This is a genomic window from Ruegeria arenilitoris, assembly GCF_013031355.1.
Lineage (GTDB): Bacteria > Pseudomonadota > Alphaproteobacteria > Rhodobacterales > Rhodobacteraceae > Ruegeria > Ruegeria arenilitoris_C.
In genome coordinates this window covers 39247-56670 of sequence record NZ_WPZO01000012.1, presented here as the reverse complement: position 1 = coordinate 56670, position 17424 = coordinate 39247, and the positions used below count along the sequence as shown (strand labels likewise).

At 59.6% G+C, this 17424-nt stretch carries 17 protein-coding genes; 7 read left to right on the top strand and 10 right to left on the bottom strand.

The genetic code is table 11. From position 1 onward, the window contains the following. Positions 1 to 2 precede the first annotated feature (2 nt). Together GOX63_RS20300 and GOX63_RS20295 are read left to right on the top strand one after the other, a co-directional pair. Entirely contained in the window at positions 3 to 668 is a 666-nt protein-coding gene (locus GOX63_RS20300; RefSeq protein ID WP_170546993.1) for a flagellar hook capping FlgD N-terminal domain-containing protein, read from the top strand. A 54-nt stretch (positions 669 to 722) separates the two neighbouring features. Then, entirely contained in the window at positions 723 to 1589 is an 867-nt protein-coding gene (locus GOX63_RS20295) for a phosphotransferase (RefSeq protein WP_367647222.1), read from the top strand. 3 nt (positions 1590 to 1592) lie between these two features. On the opposite strand, the gene GOX63_RS20290 is transcribed toward GOX63_RS20295, so the two are convergent. The 5 genes from GOX63_RS20290 to GOX63_RS20270 all read right to left on the bottom strand — a co-directional run bounded on the left by GOX63_RS20290 (position 1593) and on the right by GOX63_RS20270 (position 6878). Beyond that, positions 1593 to 2894: an NAD(P)/FAD-dependent oxidoreductase gene (locus tag GOX63_RS20290; protein WP_170546990.1), complete on the bottom strand. Its 1302-nt coding sequence runs from the start codon at positions 2892 to 2894 to the stop codon at positions 1593 to 1595. Then, positions 2891 to 3709, bottom strand: a complete 819-nt coding sequence (locus GOX63_RS20285) for an ABC transporter permease (RefSeq protein ID WP_170328068.1) — start codon at positions 3707 to 3709, stop codon at positions 2891 to 2893. The genes GOX63_RS20290 and GOX63_RS20285 overlap by 4 nt, the downstream gene beginning before the upstream one ends. After that, positions 3706 to 4596 (bottom strand): ABC transporter permease subunit, encoded by an 891-nt coding sequence (locus tag GOX63_RS20280; RefSeq protein WP_170328067.1) that lies wholly within the window; start codon positions 4594 to 4596, stop codon positions 3706 to 3708. Before GOX63_RS20280 ends, GOX63_RS20285 begins: the two co-directional genes overlap by 4 nt. Continuing rightward, complete coding sequence (locus GOX63_RS20275; protein WP_170328066.1) at positions 4596 to 5723, bottom strand: ABC transporter ATP-binding protein; 1128 nt, start codon at positions 5721 to 5723, stop codon at positions 4596 to 4598. The genes GOX63_RS20280 and GOX63_RS20275 overlap by 1 nt, the downstream gene beginning before the upstream one ends. A gap of 69 nt (positions 5724 to 5792) precedes the next feature. Next, a complete protein-coding gene (locus GOX63_RS20270) occupies positions 5793 to 6878 on the bottom strand; it encodes a polyamine ABC transporter substrate-binding protein (RefSeq protein ID WP_170328065.1) in 1086 nt (361 codons plus the stop codon). A gap of 140 nt (positions 6879 to 7018) precedes the next feature. Between GOX63_RS20270 and GOX63_RS20265 the strand changes: the two genes are divergently transcribed. The 3 genes from GOX63_RS20265 to GOX63_RS20255 all read left to right on the top strand — a co-directional run bounded on the left by GOX63_RS20265 (position 7019) and on the right by GOX63_RS20255 (position 9917). After that, positions 7019 to 7702 (top strand): GntR family transcriptional regulator, encoded by a 684-nt coding sequence (locus GOX63_RS20265; RefSeq protein ID WP_170328064.1) that lies wholly within the window; start codon positions 7019 to 7021, stop codon positions 7700 to 7702. Between the two features lie 75 nt (positions 7703 to 7777). Next, the gene (locus GOX63_RS20260; protein WP_170328063.1) at positions 7778 to 9175 is read left to right on the top strand and encodes an aspartate aminotransferase family protein; all 1398 of its coding nucleotides are present in this window, start codon (positions 7778 to 7780) and stop codon (positions 9173 to 9175) included. 142 nt (positions 9176 to 9317) lie between these two features. Beyond that, on the top strand, positions 9318 to 9917 hold the full coding sequence (locus GOX63_RS20255; protein ID WP_170328062.1) for a hypothetical protein: 600 nt from the start codon (positions 9318 to 9320) through the stop codon (positions 9915 to 9917). A gap of 29 nt (positions 9918 to 9946) precedes the next feature. Here GOX63_RS20255 and GOX63_RS20250 read toward each other — a convergent pair whose 3' ends face one another. After that, on the bottom strand, positions 9947 to 11245 hold the full coding sequence (locus tag GOX63_RS20250; protein WP_170546987.1) for a lytic murein transglycosylase: 1299 nt from the start codon (positions 11243 to 11245) through the stop codon (positions 9947 to 9949). A gap of 111 nt (positions 11246 to 11356) precedes the next feature. Here GOX63_RS20250 and GOX63_RS20245 point away from each other — a divergent pair, with 111 nt between their 5' ends. Then, a complete protein-coding gene (locus GOX63_RS20245; protein ID WP_170328060.1) occupies positions 11357 to 11743 on the top strand; it encodes a DUF1801 domain-containing protein in 387 nt (128 codons plus the stop codon). On the opposite strand, the gene rnr is transcribed toward GOX63_RS20245, so the two are convergent. The 3 genes from rnr to dapE are packed head-to-tail and all read right to left on the bottom strand — an operon-like array spanning position 11734 to position 15758. Continuing rightward, the gene (gene rnr / locus GOX63_RS20240) at positions 11734 to 13992 is read right to left on the bottom strand and encodes a ribonuclease R (protein WP_170546983.1); all 2259 of its coding nucleotides are present in this window, start codon (positions 13990 to 13992) and stop codon (positions 11734 to 11736) included. The genes GOX63_RS20245 and rnr overlap by 10 nt on opposite strands. Positions 13993 to 14039: 47 nt before the next feature. After that, positions 14040 to 14615, bottom strand: coding sequence for a TIGR04282 family arsenosugar biosynthesis glycosyltransferase (locus GOX63_RS20235; RefSeq protein WP_170328058.1), 576 nt, complete (start codon positions 14613 to 14615; stop codon positions 14040 to 14042). Positions 14616 to 14618: 3 nt separating this feature from the next. Then, entirely contained in the window at positions 14619 to 15758 is a 1140-nt protein-coding gene (dapE, locus tag GOX63_RS20230; protein ID WP_170328057.1) for a succinyl-diaminopimelate desuccinylase, read from the bottom strand. A gap of 199 nt (positions 15759 to 15957) precedes the next feature. On the opposite strand from dapE, the gene GOX63_RS20225 reads away from it, so the two are divergent. Then, entirely contained in the window at positions 15958 to 17016 is a 1059-nt protein-coding gene (locus GOX63_RS20225) for a transporter substrate-binding domain-containing protein (protein WP_170328056.1), read from the top strand. On the opposite strand, the gene GOX63_RS20220 is transcribed toward GOX63_RS20225, so the two are convergent. After that, positions 17013 to 17357, bottom strand: coding sequence for a hypothetical protein (locus GOX63_RS20220; protein ID WP_170328148.1), 345 nt, complete (start codon positions 17355 to 17357; stop codon positions 17013 to 17015). The genes GOX63_RS20225 and GOX63_RS20220 overlap by 4 nt on opposite strands. Positions 17358 to 17424 lie beyond the last annotated feature (67 nt).

Here is a 17424-nt window from a genome sequence, read left to right as displayed (position 1 = left end):
CCATGATCACCCCAACACAATCGACAACTCAGGCAAGCACGTCCGCACAGGCGGCGTCCAGTTCACAAGCTGCGTCTGTGGCATCCGATTTCGACACGTTCCTGTTGCTGATGACCACGCAGGCGCAGAATCAGGACCCGCTGGAGCCGATGGATTCCAGTGAATACGCCTCACAACTGGCGCAGTTTTCGATGGTCGAACAGCAGGTACAGACCAACGAGGCGTTGTCCGAGCTGGTGCTGTCGCTGGGCGGCGTCAAGCTGGAGGAGTTGGCCAATTGGATCGGCACGGACGTTAAGACCACGGCAGCGTTTCACTTTGACGGTGAACCTGTGACCCTGTCCGCGCAGGCTGCAGCGGCGGCCGACGGTGCGGTCATGGTCATCCGTGACAGCAACGGCACCGAAGTCGAGCGGATTTCAGTCCCGGTAACGCAGACCGACTTTGTCTGGGCCGGAACTGCGAGTGACGGCAGCCCGTTACCAGCGGGCAGCTATACGGCAACCCTGGAAAGCTATGAAGGGGATGAAATACTCTCGGCCCAACCCGTCGCGGCCTACAATCAGGTGGTTGAGGCGCAGGTAGGAGAGGACTCGGTCTTGCTGACGCTGGAAAGCGGTCAGGTTGTGCCGGTGGGAATGGTCACAGCCGTTCGCGCCGGAGCTTGATCTGCAGGGCGCGACAGGCCAAACCTGTGCAACCTGCGACTCGCTTTTGTACTGGTGACCCCTCTGTCTGACCCGATTACCCCTCCGTTGGATCTTGTTGATGACCTGCGCGATCAGGGTTTGATTGCGGGTGACGCGCAATTTCAGACCTTGTATGGCGGGCGCACCAATCAGGTCTGGAAGGTGCTGGAAGAAAACGGCGGCAAGGTGCTGAAACTGTACCGCGCAGGTCTGCGCAATCCGCTGTTCCGCAACGATGCCGAGTTGGAGGCCCAGTGCCTAACCGCCTTGGAGCCCACCGGTTTTGCCCCCCGCCTGCGCGCAGCCGGTGAGCATGAACATGGCCGATGGGTGTTCTACGACCACGCGCCGGGCTCTCCCTGGCGCGAGGGGGCGGCTAAAGTAGGGGCGCTGCTGCGCAAGCTGCATACACTCAACCTGCCCGTACAAGCGCCCAAAGGGTGCAATGGCAGCGCGGATTTGGCCCGACACGGGCAGAGTATTCTTGATGGATGCGTTTCCAGAAAACGGCATAGGCTGGAACAATTGAAGCCAGACGAACAAGTGCCGCCGACCGCCAACACCTGTCTGATTCACGGTGATCCGGTGGCCGGGAATATTCTGGCTGCGCCGTCGGGCTTGACCCTCATTGACTGGCAATGCCCGGCGCAGGGTGATCCGTGTGAGGACCTGGCCTTGTTCCTGTCCCCAGCGATGCAACACCTTTACCGGGGCGCGGCTCTGACGCAGGAAGAAGAGCGTGAGTTCCTGTCCGCCTATGGCCACACGGATACGCTGGAACGGTATCAGGTACTACGCCGCTGGTACGCGTGGCGCATGGCGGCCTATTGCCTGTGGCGCGCCGAAAACGGCGCGGGCGATTACGCTGAAGGATTGGAACTGGAGTTGGCGACGCTCTGATCGTCACCAATCCGCAAGCGCCATCACCGCATAGGCTGGTGGCATCAGCACACGGCGCCAGCGCCCGAGCGGAAACCGCTGCGGCGCACGTGCAATCGGGTCGGGAAGTTCGGGGTCCTGCCCCAGAACCATCCGGGCCAGCGCGCGCCCGCAATAGGTGCCCATCGCCACGCCGTTTCCGTGATAAGCAAACCCGACGAACATCCCCGGCTGGTCCGCCACAGGCCCGGCAAATGGCGTAAGGCCCCGCGAGAGGCAAACCATGCCCGACCACATATGGGTCACGTCAACACTTGCCCAGCCCGGGAACATCTGCCTGAAATCCTTGACGACCTTGCGCCGTATGGCGGCCTCGGCCTGTGACGAAGATATTAATCCTCCGCGCATTCCGAACAGAAACCGCCGGTCGGGCATCAGGCGGAAGTAATGCAGCAGATTTCGCGTGTCATAGGCCATCTGATTCGTAGTCCAACCCTGCGCCTGCAGTTCAACCTCGGACAAGGGGCGGGTCACCAGAACCGTAGATTGGGCGGGCATATAGCGATCAGCCATCCAAGGCGGGATATCCTCGCTGGAATACCCGTTGGTGCAGATCAGTACGTTTTGCGCCCTGATCCGGCCTGAGCCGGTTTGAACTTCGAAGCCGGATTGCGTTTTACGGATGGATTGCGCGCTGCTTTGCTGGAACAGATCCGCGCCTTGGGACTGGGCCGCCTGCGCCAGTCCGAACAGGTATTTTCTGGGATTCAGGGCAAATCCAACCGGGTTGGTATAGCCGCCGTGAAACCCCTCTCCAAAGCCAAGCCCCGGCAGATCACCGGGTTCATGAAGTGTGCCCGAGGCCTCAGCCTGCCGCCGCAATTTGTCCATTGCGCGCGGAGTGTGGGCCAGCTGGGTTTCACCCTGCGAATGAACGTCCGCGTCGATACGATGGGTCTCAAGCAGGTCGGCGACAAGGTGAACCGCGTCTTCTTCAGCTTGGGCATAGCTGTTTGCCGCGACTTCTCCGAACTGGCGGGCCATCGCGTCATGGCTCAGCTTTGATCCACCCAGACAACAGAACCCACCATTGCGCCCGGATGCGCCCCAGCCCGGTGTCTCGGCCTCGAGCACAGCGACCGACACGCCGGCCGCAGCCAGATGCAGCGCCGCCGACAGGCCCGTGAAACCGCCCCCGATGACGGCTACATCGGTGTTCAGGCCGCCCTGAAGCACAGGCCAGTTCGGGCTGGCAATCGTTTCATCCCACCAACAGTTGGTCCGAGGGCCGGACCCATAGGTGTAGTCGGGAAACAGCCGTTTCATTCGGTGCGCGCCGCGGCCATTTCATCCTGCTTTTGCCGCACCATCGCACGTTTTGTTGCCAGAGAGGCGGCGATCACGCCCAAGGTGACAACTGCGATCATGATTGTGGACAGAGCATTGATCTCGGGGCTGACGCCCAACCGCACCGCCGAGAAAATCCTCATCGGCAAGGTTGTCGCTGACGGTCCCGAGGTAAAGGACGCGATCACAAGATCGTCCAGTGAGAGCGTGAAAGCCAGCAGCCATCCCGAGATTACCGCCGGAGCGATGATCGGTAGGGTCACCAAACGAAACGCTTGCGCCGGAGAGCAACCCAGATCAAGTGCCGCTTCTTCCAGTGACTGATCGAACGTTACAAGTCGCGACGAGACAACAACGGACACAAAGCACATTGAGAACGTCGTGTGCGCCAGCACAATGGTCAGGATACCACGATCCAGCCCGATACCGATGAACAGCAGCAAAAGCGACAGGCCTGTAATCACCTCAGGCATAACCAATGGCGCATAGATCATGCCGGAAAACAGCGTGCGGCCAAAGAAACGCCCCCCACGCACCAACACATAGGCAGCGGCGGTGCCCAGAATTGTTGCGATCGTCGACGAGAACACCGCAACGCGCAAAGTCACCCACGCAGCGTCCAGAATTTGCTCGTTCTGGAAAAGCTCACCATACCATTTGGTTGAGAAACCGGCCCAGACCGTCACCAGTTTACTTTCGTTGAAGCTGAAGATGATCAGGATGATCATCGGAATATAAAGGAAGGCGAACCCCAGCGTCAGTGATACGGTATTGAACCAGCTTAGCCTGTTCATTGTTCTGCCTCCGCCTGTTTCTGCTGGTTGCGCTGGAACAGCACAATCGGGATCACAAGGATCAGCAACAGCACTACCGCCACAGCACTGGCCACCGGCCAATCGCGGTTCGAGAAGAACTCCTCCCACAGCACCTTGCCGATCATCAGCGTGCCCGAGCCGCCCAGCAACGACGGGATCACGAACTCACCAATCACCGGGATCATCACAAGGAAACACCCCGCGATGATGCCGGGGCGCGACAGCGGGACGGTCACCAGCCAGAAGGCCTGCAAGCGTGAACAGCCAAGGTCTTCGGCGGCTTCGATCAGGGACCCGTCCATACGCTCGAGCGACGAATAGATCGGCAGGATCATGAAGGGCAGATAAGTATACACGATGCCGATATAGACCGCCGTATTGGTGTTCAAAATGACCAACGGGGTCGAGATGATGCCCGTCCAAAGTAGGAACTGGTTCAGATAGCCCTCGTTCGACAGGATACCCATCCACGCGTAGACCCGGATCAGGAACGAGGTCCAGAACGGCAGGATCACCAGCATCATCAACGTCGGCCGCCATTCCGCAGGTGCGCGGGCCATGCCATAGGCGATGGGATAACCCACCAGCAGCGTCAGGAACGTGGAAATCACAGCGATCTTGACGCTGGAGAGGTAAGCCTTCCAGTACAGGTCATCCTCGGTCAGCCAGACGAAGTTTTCGAAATCCAACTGGCTGAAGAACTCTTTGACCCCAGCCCATCCCTGCGACAGGTCCAGCGTCGGCGTATAAGGCGGGATGGCCAGTTCGGTATCTGACAGAGAGATTTTCAGAACAATGAAAAACGGCACCAGAAACAGCGCCAGCAGCCAGACATAGGGAACGGCGATCAGAAAAGCGCGGCGCATCAGGTTGCCAGCAGAACCGCAGCCGTTGCTGTCCAGGACAGCCAGACCGGGTCTTCCCAGGTGAAGGATCGGCGCGAGATGCGGCGGGTATTGGCCGTCTGCGCCTTGATGATCGTACCATTCGGCAACTCGACGTGATAGGTAGACAGGTTGCCCAGATAGGCGATGTCATGCACCTTGCCCTGCACCGCGTTGATCGCATCTGACGGACGGTCGGCCGAAATCGTCACTTTCTCGGGCCGGATCGCAATATGGCAGGCCTGCCCGTTCGAAAAATCGTTCGCCGAGGTCGCCGTCAGGGGCGATTGCCCCTCGGCCCAGTCGATCTGATAGGTATCTTCGCCATTGGCCGACGCGCGGCCTTCGATGATGTTCACGTCACCAATGAAATCCGCGACATAAACTGAGTTCGGGTTCTCATATATGCGGTCCGGCGTCGCCACCTGCATCAGCTTGCCCTGATCCATCACGGCGACGCGGCTGGCGACCGTCATGGCCTCTTCCTGATCGTGGGTCACAATGACAAAGGTGGTGCCGGTCTTTTCCTGAATGTCCATCAGTTCAAACTGCGTGTCCTGCCGCAGTTTCTTGTCCAGCGCGCCCAAAGGTTCGTCCAGCAGCAACAGTTTGGGTGCCTTGGCCAGAGACCGCGCCAGCGCCACCCGCTGACGTTGCCCGCCCGAAATTTGGTGCGGCTTGCGGCGGGCGAATTGTTCCAACCGGGTCAAGCGCAGCATTTCCTCGACTCGGTCCTGAAGATCATGCTTGGGCATGTTGTCCCTGCGCAGACCGAAGGCGATGTTGTCCCAGATGCTGAGATGCGGAAACAGCGCGTAGGATTGGAACATCATGTTCACCGCCCGCTTGTTCGGCGGGATCGGGTCGATGTCCTGACCGCCCAGCATGATATGCCCTTCGGTCGGTTTTTCGAACCCGGCCAGCATTCGCATCATGGTGGTCTTGCCACAGCCGGACGGACCCAACAGAGCGAAGAACTCCTTTTCGAAGATATCCAAAGACAGATTGTCGATGGCCGTGAACCCGCCAAAACGTTTGGTCACATTCTGGAATTGGATCAATGGTTTCGCCTGTGAGTCTTCCCACGGCGCAAAGACGGTAGTGTTCAAAACGGCCCCCGTTAGACAGTCTGATTGGAACAGCAAGGCGGTCAGGCCGCCTTGCTCAGATACTTCGGATCAGGTGCCCGATTTGATCTTGGTCCACATACGCGTCACGACGCGCTGTGTTTTCGACGGGTAGGGCGTCGTGATGTACAGATTTTGCATTGTGGCATCATCCGGATAGATCGCAGGATCACCGATCACGTCTTCCTCAAGGAACTCTTGCGAGGCCTTGTTACCGTTGGCGTAGTACACATAGTTCGAGGCTGCCGCCATGTTGTTGGCGTCCAGAATGAAGTTCAGAAACTGGTGCGCGCCATCCGGGTTCGGAGCATCTGCCGGGATGGCCATCTGGTCGAACCACATCAGCGAACCTTCGGCGAAGGGATGGTATTCGATGTTCACACCGTTTTCCGCCTCGGCTGCGCGGTCCCGAGCTTGCAGAACGTCTCCCGACCAGCCAACAGCCACACAGATGTCACCGTTTGCTAGCGCATTGATGTATTCCGAACTGTGGAACTTCTGAACATGCGGACGGACACCAGCGAGGATTTCTTCGGCCTTACCAATCACGTCGGTGTCGTGGCTGTCCGGGTCTTCGCCGATGTATTGTAGAACCATCGGAATGATCTCGGCTGGCGCGTCAAGGAAATGCACCCCGCACGAGGCGAGCTTTTCCATGTTTTCCGGTTTCAGAACAAGGTCCATGCTGTTCAGGGCAACGTCTTCACCCAGCGCTTCCTTGACCTTGTCGACATTGAGGCCAAGACCTGTGGTTCCCCACATGTAGTTGATCGAATAGGCGTTGTTCGGGTCATACCCGGAAGTGCGATCCTGAATGACGTCCCACAAATTGCCAGCGTTAGACAGTTTGGCTGAGTCCAACTCCTGAAACGCGCCAGCCTGTATCTGACGCTGAAGGAAAGTGCCCGATGGCACCACAACGTCATAACCCGATCCCCCGGCCAGCATCTTGGTTTCCAGAACCTCGTTGCTGTCGAACACGTCGTAGATCAGCGTCAGGCCGGTTTCTTCCTCGAATTTCTTCAGAAGCTCCTCGTCGATATAGTCCGACCAGTTGTAGACACGTACCTCTTCGGCGAAGGCCGCCGAAGTCCCCAAAGCGATGACTGCGGTCATCGTCAGCGTTTTGATTGACATTTTTTTCTCCCTGCAAGTGTACGGGTATTTTCCCGTTTTTTTGGATTTGATCAAGTTTTGCGTTTTCCCTCGATCCAGCGTATGGTTTCACGAGGTCAGAAACCTGACAAGTAAACATCATCGGAATCAGGGCAAACCAATTGGATTTGATCAAAAATAAGGCATCGGGAACCAAGGCAGAGAGTGAAAAACGGCCTGCGCATGAACAGGTGTACCAGACCCTGAAAGCGCAGATCATGTTCGGCGAATTGGTACCGGGACAGCCCGTCACGATACAGGGTCTGACCGAATCTCTTGGGGTTGGAATGACCCCGGTACGCGAAGCGATCCGGCGTCTGATCTCGGATGGCGCACTGGTGTTTCAGGGCAACCGCAGGGTCAGTGTCCCGTTGTTGTCGGCAGGTGATGTTGAGCAAATGATCTTTGCAAGATTATCAATAGAAACAGAGCTTTCCAAACGCGCGACTGCGAATATGAGCAGCGTAGATATCGACCGCCTTGAACGCCTTGACCAACAGCTGGACCGTACCATCGCCGATGGTGACGTCAGTGGCTATCTGCGCCTGAACCACAGCTTTCACGAGGCGCTCTATTCCCACGCGAATGCACCGATTCTCAGCGATCTGACCGAGCGGCTTTGGCTCAGATTCGGGCCATCGCTGCGGGTGGTTTGCGGCCGATTCGGCACGCAGAGCCTGCCGGATTGGCACAAGGATATACTTGTCGCTTTGCGCGTCAAAGACGCCGACGAGGTCGCAAAAGCCACTGCAAAGGACATCAAACAGGGGATGGAACTGATGGCCGACGCCCTAAGGCACGACTAGTTTCATGCGATTCGATTGACAGAAAAAAATTTGATCATATTGTGAACGCCAACTGCTCTTTCAGGAGATTTCCGGATGTCCACCATCACCAATCACATGCCCACCGCTGAATTGCAGGCACTGGATGCCGCCCACCACATGCACCCGTTTTCGGCCAACGGTTCGCTTGGCAAAGAGGGCGCGCGCGTCATCACCCGTGCCAAAGGCGTCTACCTGACCGACAGCGAGGGCGAAGAGATTCTGGACGCCATGGCCGGTCTGTGGTGCGTCAATATCGGCTATGGCCGCGATGAACTGGCCGAGGTCGCTGCCCGCCAGATGCGCGAGCTGCCTTATTACAACACGTTCTTCAAGACGACCCACGTGCCCGCCATCGCGCTGGCCAAGAAATTGGCCGAACTGGCACCGGGCGATCTGAACCATGTCTTCTTCGCCGCAGGCGGGTCCGAGGCGAACGACACCAACATCCGTCTGGTGCGCACCTATTGGGCCGAAAAAGGCCAGCCCGACAAGAACATCATCATCAGTCGCCATAACGCCTATCACGGGTCCTCCGTGGGCTCAGCCTCGCTGGGTGGCATGGCCGGGATGCACGCGCAGGGCGGCATTCCGATCCCGAACATCCACCACATCAACCAACCGAACTGGTGGGCCGAGGGCGGCGACATGACGCCCGAGGATTTCGGTCTAGCCCGCGCGCGTGAGCTGGAAGAGGCCATTCTGGAACTGGGCGAAGACCGCGTCGCGGCCTTCATCGCCGAACCTGTGCAGGGCGCGGGCGGTGTGATCGTGGCACCCGATACTTACTGGCCTGAAATCCAGCGCATCTGCGACAAGTACGACATCCTGCTGATCGCGGATGAGGTGATCTGCGGTTTTGGCCGTACCGGCAACTGGTTCGGATCTGAAACCGTTGGGATCAAGCCGCATATCATGACCATCGCCAAGGGCCTCAGCTCGGGCTATGCGCCGATCGGTGGGTCCATCGTCAATGACGAGATCGCCGAGGTTATCGGCGGTACCGAGTTCAACCACGGCTACACCTATTCCGGCCACCCGGTCGCCGCTGCCGTGGCGCTCGAGAACCTGCGCATCCTCGAAGAGGAAAAGATCGTCGAGCACGTCCGCGACGTGGCCGCGCCCTACCTAAAACAGAAATGGGAGGCGCTGGCCGATCACCCGCTGGTGGGTGAGGCCAAGATCGTCGGCATGATGGCCTCGATCGCGCTGACCCCGGACAAGGCCAGCCGCGCCAAGTTCGCCTCCGAGCCCGGCACGGTCGGCTATATCTGCCGTGACCGCTGCTTTGCCAACAACCTGATCATGCGCCATGTGGGCGACCGGATGATCATCTCTCCGCCGCTGGTCCTGACCCCTGCGGATATCGACGAAATGTTCGTGCGCATCCACAAGTCTCTGGACGAAGCGCAGGCCGAGATCATCGCGCAGGGGCTGATGAAAGCGGCGTCCTAAGCCAGCGGTTTGGACAGGAAGGATGTAAGGGGTGGTTGATTCAACAACCGCCCTTTTTCAACTCAAAACAGAATAACATCTTTACAACTGATAAATTTCAATCATAGCTCGGCAGCATTCGGTTTAAGAGTTTTCAGTTTCAATGCCCGAGAAAATACTGACAAAAGAAAAGAAACCAATCGTTGCACGGTGGGTCAGAGTTGTACTGCTAGTTTATCTAGTGCTTACCGTTCCACACATCATCTTATCTTTCTTTTCAGTACAGTATTTTCCGTCTCCTGATTGGCTGATCACGGCTCGCCCTTTTGACATCGCTTTGAGCGTTGCTGTGCTTTGCTTTATCAGTGCCGTGTGTTTTAGGTTGTGGAAGAAACAACGCTCTTCGTCCGCCAGATGGGATGTCTTTTGGCAGTGGTTTTCCTTTAGTATGTTTCCAGCTTTGTTAGTCCTCCAAATGGGTGCAGGAGCGGTCACATATGGCTTCCCTATGATAGTTTCCGCATTCGCGAGGCAGGAAATCGAATTACCTTACACCTCAGACTGGTATGGCGGTTCGGGACCTGACGGCCATTGCCCATTCTCTATTGAACTGGAAGGCGTACCGTCACCTTGGGACAGGATTTGCAATCAGTCTGAGGAGCTCGCCACCACCATAAAGCCCGGCGAGACGATCCTTGTGTGGGGCAAAGGGACAAGCATGGGCCTATTTGCCTACGGTGCAAAATTCCCAACCGATAGATAGAAGCGCATCTCAAGGCAGACGCTGCCAAGTCACCGCAACTGTTCCAACAGCTTCAAACTGGCATAACCATCCGGCAGCAAGCCCTGCGCCAATTGGTACGCCCGCACGGCTTCGGTCGTGGCTGGTCCGGTGCGTCCGTCGATGCCTTGGGTGTCAAACCCGGCCTTGGTCAGGCGGGTTTGCAGTTCCTTTTTTTCGGTGAAACTCAGCACCCGGTCGCTGCGGGGCCAGTCGGCCTGAAACGGCGCGCGCCCGGCCAGACGGTCGGACAGGTGGCCGATACCGATGACATAGGCGTCGGCGCCGTTATATGTCTCGATCACGCGGAAATTGTCGAAAATCATCAGCGCCACGCCCTGCCCTCCGGCGGGCAAAAGGATGGCGGCTTGCCCATGATCCTGGACCGGGTTGCCGTCACGCCCGACCACACCGCGCGCGGCCCAGTCCGACGGCAGCAGCGTGTAATCCCGTTTGGCGGTGGCATAGTCGAACCCTTCGGGCAGGCGCACCTCAACCCCCCAGGGTTGCCCCTTGGTCCAACCGTGCCGCGCCAGATACGCAGCGGCCGACGCCAGCGCGTCCGTGGGGTCATCTGACCAGATATCCCGCCGCCCGTCACCGTCGAAATCCACCGCGTGATCCAGGTACGAGGTCGGCATGAACTGCGTATGTCCCATCGCACCCGCCCAGCTGCCGACCATGTGGCCGGGGCTGACATCTCCAGCCTGAACGATCTGCAATGCGGCGATCAGCTGGGCTTCAAAGAACTGCGCCCGCCGCGCATCAAAGGCCAGCGTCGCCAGTGACCGGATGGTGTGATCACTGCCCCGAAACGTGCCGAACGCGGTCTCAAGACCCCAGATCGCGGTGACAACCTCCTTCTCAACGCCATATTGCGCCTCGATCTGGGTCAGGGTTGCGTGGTGACGCTCCAGCCCTGCCCGGCCATTGGAGACGCGCGCATCCGAGACGGCGGAATCCAGATACTCCCAGATCGGTTTCGAGAATTCAGCCTGATTGCGGTCGCGTTCGATGATCTTTTTGTCATAGGTCAGACCGGCCAGCGCTCGATCCAGCGTAGCTGCGGAAAGGCCCTGTTCACGCGCCCGATCCCGAAACGCCCCCAGCCACGCCTGAAACCGCGCGTTTCCTTCGGTCGACACCCGATACTCCATGGCTGAAGGCCGCAGGACCGGTCGCAATGACACGGTTAAATCGGCCGAGGCCAGCTGAAAGGTCTGAGACCCATCCGCCGTGTTAAGGGATTCCGCCTGCACAATGGATGCCCATAATGCAGCGGCAACGACGCCACTTGTGCATTTACGCATTCCGAAATTCCTGATTACTGCTCGGTGTCAGAATAGCGCAAAATGCGAAATTCACAAAGTGCTCAAACTGAAACTTCTGACGTGCTCGGTGAAACCGGATAAGCTGCTGAGATGACACCGTTTGACGACCCCAAAGTGGCCGCGGCCTATGATGCACTGCCAAAGGACACCCGTGACGGTGCGCTGATCCTACGCGAGCTGATCTTTGACACCGCCGCTTCGTTACCCCATGCGCAACCTCTGCAAGAGGCGCTGCGTTGGGGTCAACCGGCCTATATAGCCCCAAAGGGGTCGACGGTCCGGCTTGGGTCGCATAAGGCCGCGTCTTTTGCTTTATTCGTGCATTGCCAAAGCCGCTTGATGGGCGATTTCACCTCGGCCTTTCCGGGTGAGGATCGGCTGGACGGCAACCGGGCTATCCTGTTTGACAACCCGGATCAGATCGACCCGACGCGCCACGGCTGGCTGATTGCACGGGCGTTGACGTATCACCTCTGACGGCGTTTGCGTTCGATCTTGCGTTTGATCTTGTCTTTCTTGCGCTTAGTGCTGACCGCCTTGCGTCGCGTCGGCCGCCCTTTCGGGCCACGACCGCGCGGCAGAGCCTGATCGTCGATAGACAGCAATTCCAGTTCCAGACCGCCTGTCACGGGCGTGGCCTCAGTCAGACGCACAGTGACGCGCTGGCCGATGGCAATGATTAGCCCGGTGTCCGAACCCATCAACGTTCCCGCCTCACGATCGAAGTGGAAGAACTCGCGTCCCAGCGAGCGCACGGGCACCAGCCCATCCGCGCCGGTTTCGTCCATCTTCACGAAAGCCCCGAACCGAGCAATGCCGCTGATCCGTCCCGAGAACTCATTGCCCACCCGTTCGCTGAGAAAGGCCGCCAGATAGCGATCAGTGGTGTCGCGTTCGGCCATCATCGAGCGGCGTTCGGTGTCCGAGATGTGCGTCGCAGTTTCGTCCAGGCGCATAATTTCATCTTCGGTCAAACCGTCCTTGCCCCAACCGTGGGCAGAGATCAGCGCCCGGTGCACAATCAGGTCGGCATAGCGGCGGATGGGCGAGGTGAAATGCGCATAGTTCCGCAGCGCCAGCCCGAAATGGCCAAAGTTCTCGGGGTTGTAATAAGCCTGAGCCATCGACCGCAGAGTGGTGAGGTTGATCAGCTCGGCATCTTCAGTCCCGGCAGCCGCATTCAGCAGCGCGTTCAGGTGACGGGTTTGCAGCACCTGCCCCTTGGCGAGGTTCAGACCTGCCGCTTGCGCCGTTTCCCGCAAGCTTTCCAGCTTCTCGGGCGCGGGTTCTTCGTGCACGCGGAACAACAGTGGGCGGCGTTTGGCGATCAGCGTCTCGGCAGCGGCCACATTGGCGAGGATCATGAATTCCTCGATCAGTTTGTGAGCGTCCAGACGCTCGCGGAAAGCCACGCTCTCGACCTCGCCCTTTTCGCTGAGGACAATCTTGCGTTCCGGCAGGTCCAGTTCCAGCGGCTGCCGCACAGCCCGCGCTTTTTTTAGCGCGGCGTAAGCGGCGTAGAGCGGTTTCAGGACCGGCTCCAACAACGGCCCGGTGCGGTCGTTCGGGTTGCCATCGATGGCCTCCTGAACCTCGGCGTAATGCAGCGAGGCGGCAGAGCGCATCAGACCGCGCACAAAACGGTGGCCGATCTTGTTGCCCTCGGCGTCGATCTGCATCCGCACGGCAATACAGGCACGCGGGACGCCTTCGTGCAGCGAGCACAGGTCACCCGACAGACGATCCGGCAGCATCGGCACAACGCGATCCGGGAAATAGCTGGAATTGCCGCGCTTGCGCGCCTCACGATCCAGCGCGGTGCCGGGCTGCACATAGGCGGCGACATCGGCGATAGCGACCCAGATCACATGGCCGCCAGGGTTTTTCGGATCATCATCCGCATGGGCATAACAGGCATCGTCATGGTCCCGCGCATCCGAGGGGTCGATGGTCAGCAGCGGCATGTCGCGCAGATCTTCGCGCCCGCTCAGGCCAACCGGTTTAGCTTTGTCAGCCTCCGCAATCACCTTGTCGGGGAAATCGTCAGGGATACCGTGTTGGTGAATCGCGATCAGGGACACGGCCTTAGGCGCCGATGGGTCGCCCAACCGTTCCACGATGCGGGCTCGGGGCAGGCCCATGCGGTTCTTGGGCCCGGCCTGTTCGGCCTCGACCAACTCGCCATCTTTGGCACCCAGAACCGCGCCGTCATGGACCAGCCATTCAGTCTGGCCGGTCTTGTCGATGGGCACGATCCGTCCGCCCTCGGCCCCTTTGCGAAAGATGCCGACGATCTTTCGCGGGTTGGTCCCGATGCGGCGGATCAGGCGGGCTTCGTAGTTGTGGTCTTCCTCATGCACCACGGTCAGGCGAGCCAAGATGCGATCGCCCTCGCCCAACGCCGGATCGCTGGCGCGGGTGATGATCAGAACGATAGGCTCGACCCCCTCGCCATGCCATTCCAGCGGGCGTGCGAACAGATCGCCATCGGCGTTCGGTGCCTTCACTTGCAACACGCTGACCGGCGGCAGACGATCCGGGTCGCCATAGCTGCGCTTGCGCTTTTCCAGATGCCCTTCGGCCTCAAGTTCCTTGAGGATACGCTTCAGATCAATCCGGTCAGCGCCCTTAATGCCAAAGGCCTTGGCGATATCGCGTTTCGAGGTCAGGGTGGGGTTCGCCGAGATCCAGTCGAGGACCTCTTGCTTGGTGGGGATGCGAGTCATAATTCCGGCCTAGCACGGGGATGCGACCGCGTCATGACTAAAAAGGATCAGGGTTTCAGATCCGCCAGCGTGTCGACATCGCGCAACTGATCCAGCAAGACCACGCGTGTGCCGGGGACAGAGGCCAGGGTGTCCGCCAGGGCGTGTTCGGTTGACCAGCGGACATCGCGGAACAGGCTCAGCGGAAGCGCGCTGTATCTTTGCGCCCCGACCAGCCAATACCCTCCGTCCGGTGCGGGGCCGAAGACCATCTGATCTTGCCCAAGCGCCTTGAAGGCTCTTGCGATGTGCCCGCGCGTGATACCCGGAATATCCGCGCCGATCAGGCAGACCGGCCCTTTCGGCATTCCGCGCAGCATCCGAGCCATCCGGTGACCCAGATCCCCCCGCCCCTGTGCCGCGCGCGGCAGGTCTGCGGGCCAGATGCGACTGGTCAGCCCCTCTCGATCAGGCGAAACCGCCAGCACGATCTGCCAGCGCGGATCGCGCAACCGCCGGATCAGAGACCGGGTCTGCTGCCGGAACCACCACGCCGCGCCGACCATGCCGATATCGCGGCCCAGCCGGGTTTTCACCCGCCCCGGGCGTGGCTCCTTGACCATGATGACCAGAGTGCGCTGCATCACTCAGGCGAAATAGTCCCGCAAGATGCGCGTGTAGACCGCCTTGAGCTGTTCGATATGCGCCACCTCGACGCATTCATCCACCTGATGCATCGTGCGGCCTACCAAGCCGAACTCGACCACCGGGCAGTGATTTTTTACAAACCGCGCGTCCGAAGTGCCGCCCGTGGTGGACATCTCGGGCCGGATACCGGTTTCCGCCTCAACGGCCTGCGCCACCAGATCGGACAGCGGGCCGGGCGGGGTCAGGAAGCTTTCACCCGAGATCTTGATGCGCACGCCCACCTCTACCTCATAGGTTTCGGCCACGTTTTGCGCCTCGGCCCGCAGCCATTCGCTGAGGCTTGCGCCGGAATGCAGATCGTTGAATCGGATATTCACCGCCCCGTTGCATTGCGCCGGAATCACGTTGGTCGCTTCGTTGCCCGTGTCGATATTCACGACCGCCAGCGTCGAGGCGTCGAAATGGTCTGTGCCGCGATCCAACTCGTGACTGGCCAGCCGGTCCATCAGCCGCGCCATCGCGGGCAGAGGGTTTTTCGCCCGGTGCGGATAGGCGGAATGCCCCTGCACGCCGGTCACGGTGAACCATGCGGTCATCGAGCCGCGGCGGCCGATCTTCATCATTTCACCCATCGTATTCGGGCAGGTCGGCTCACCCACCAGACAGACCGACATCTTCTCATCGGCCTCGGCCATGTAATCAAGCAGCGCCGTGGTGCCGTCTAGCGCATCGGCTTCTTCATCGCCAGTGATGGTCAGGATCACGGCGCCGTCGGGCGGCGTGTCGCGCACGAAATCCACCGCCGCAGCCGCAAAGGCCGCCACGCCGGATTTCATGTCTGTGGTGCCGCGCCCATACATCACGCCATCGCGGATTTCGGCACCAAAGGGCGGCATGGTCCAGGCGGCCTCGTCCCCAACCGGCACGACATCGGTATGGCCGTTGAAGCCAAAGCTGCGCGCGTGGCCCTTTTCGCCCCAGCGTGCAAACAGGTTGCTGATGCCGCCGCGGTCCACGCGGGTGCAGTCGAACCCCGCATTGGACAGAAGTTGTTCCAAAAGAACCAGCGCGCCGCCTTCCTCGGGTGTGACCGATGGGCAACGGGTCAGGGCCGCTGTCAATTCTACCGGATCTGTCATGGCTGCGCCCCTTTGGTTCGTTTGCGTGCACAGATTCAACGAATTGGACCGATTGCCAACCCCCGCCCACCCGATTCCGAAGGCTTTTTTCCACGTGTTTCGCTTTGTCACCCCAACAAAACACAGGTCTTTACCCCGCGATCACCTTGCCGCAGCGTTCAAATCTGCGTTAGAGCCCCGCCAAACAGGTGATTTGAAGATGATACGCGCGCTTTTCGCATTGGTCTGCCTGACCTTTGTCGTTCTTGCACAACAAAGCCAGGCACAGACGCTGAATGTCACCACGGTGACCCGCCCTCCGTTTTCCTATGTCGAAGACGGGGCACAGACCGGGTTTTCCATGGATCTGCTCGAAGCGCTGGCCGAGTCATTGAACTGGGAATATTCGGTCGATCGGGTCGGGACCTTCAACGACATGCTGGGCGCGGTGCAGGACGGGTCCGCCGATCTGGCCATCGCCAACATCTCGATCACCGCCGCGCGTGAAACGCAGATGGACTTCAGCCAGCCGATTTTCGAGGCCGGGTTGCAGATTATGGTCCCGTCCGAAGCCGCGCGCCAGCCGTCACTGCTACATGCGCTGCTGTCGCGCGAACTGTTCATCGCCATCGGTCTGGCCTTTGCCCTGTTGCTGGGCGGCGGCATGTTGATGTGGACGTTCGAGCGCCGCTCGCAACCCTATTTCGACCGTAAGCTGAAAGAGGCCTGGTTCCCGTCCTTCTGGTGGGCGCTGAATCTGGTGGTGAATGGCGGGTTCGAAGAACGGATGCCGCGCACCCCGTTCGGCCGCCTGTTGGGTGTGGTTCTGGTTGTCTCGTCCCTGTTCATTGTGTCGGTGTTCACGGCGCGCATCACCTCGGTCATGACGGTGGATGCGATCAGCGGCAGCGTCAATTCGGTCAACGACCTGTACGGCAAGCAAGTGGGTACGATCACGGATTCCACCGCCGCCAGTTTCCTTAACCGGCGCGAGATTGAATTCGCCGGGTATCCCGGCCTTGATGAAATGCTGGCCGCTTTCAAGGACAAGGATCTGGATGCTGTGGTGTTTGACGCGCCGATCCTGTCTTACTACGCCTCGCACGAGGGCCGCCGGATCGCCACAATGACCGGCGGTATCTTCCTGCGCGAAAGCTACGGGATCGCCTTCCCGACCGGTTCACCACTGGTCGAGGACGTTAATCAAGCGCTACTAAAACTGCGCGAAGACGGCACCTATGACGAGATTTACCGCAAGTGGTTCGGCGTGCGGAACTAGGCCTGTTCCTCATCGCCGAAAAACGGCGTCATCTGCGCAACGATCACTGCGTTTTCATCCAGCGCCCGTTGCATCAGCGCCCGCTCGTCCGGGTCGATGTCATGGCCCTGCGCCTCGCGCTCGGCCAGGGTGCCATAGCCGGTGACGTCCAGCGGTGCCGTATCGGCCTGCTTCAGGATGGCCACGGTTTCGCGCACGGCCTCGGCCTCATCCACGCCGCTGGCGAAACACATCAGCGCCGCCCCGGTCGCGCCTTCGGGCAGGCCGTCGCCGTCTTTGCGGCCGATCTGCACAAGCAGGGTATAGACCTGCTGACGAGAGGGTTTCTTTTGCTTTTCCATGTTGGGGGCCATAGCCGCACGTCCGCGCCCGGTCAAGCGGTCGGGAATTGCAGGTCCGAAGCTTCAC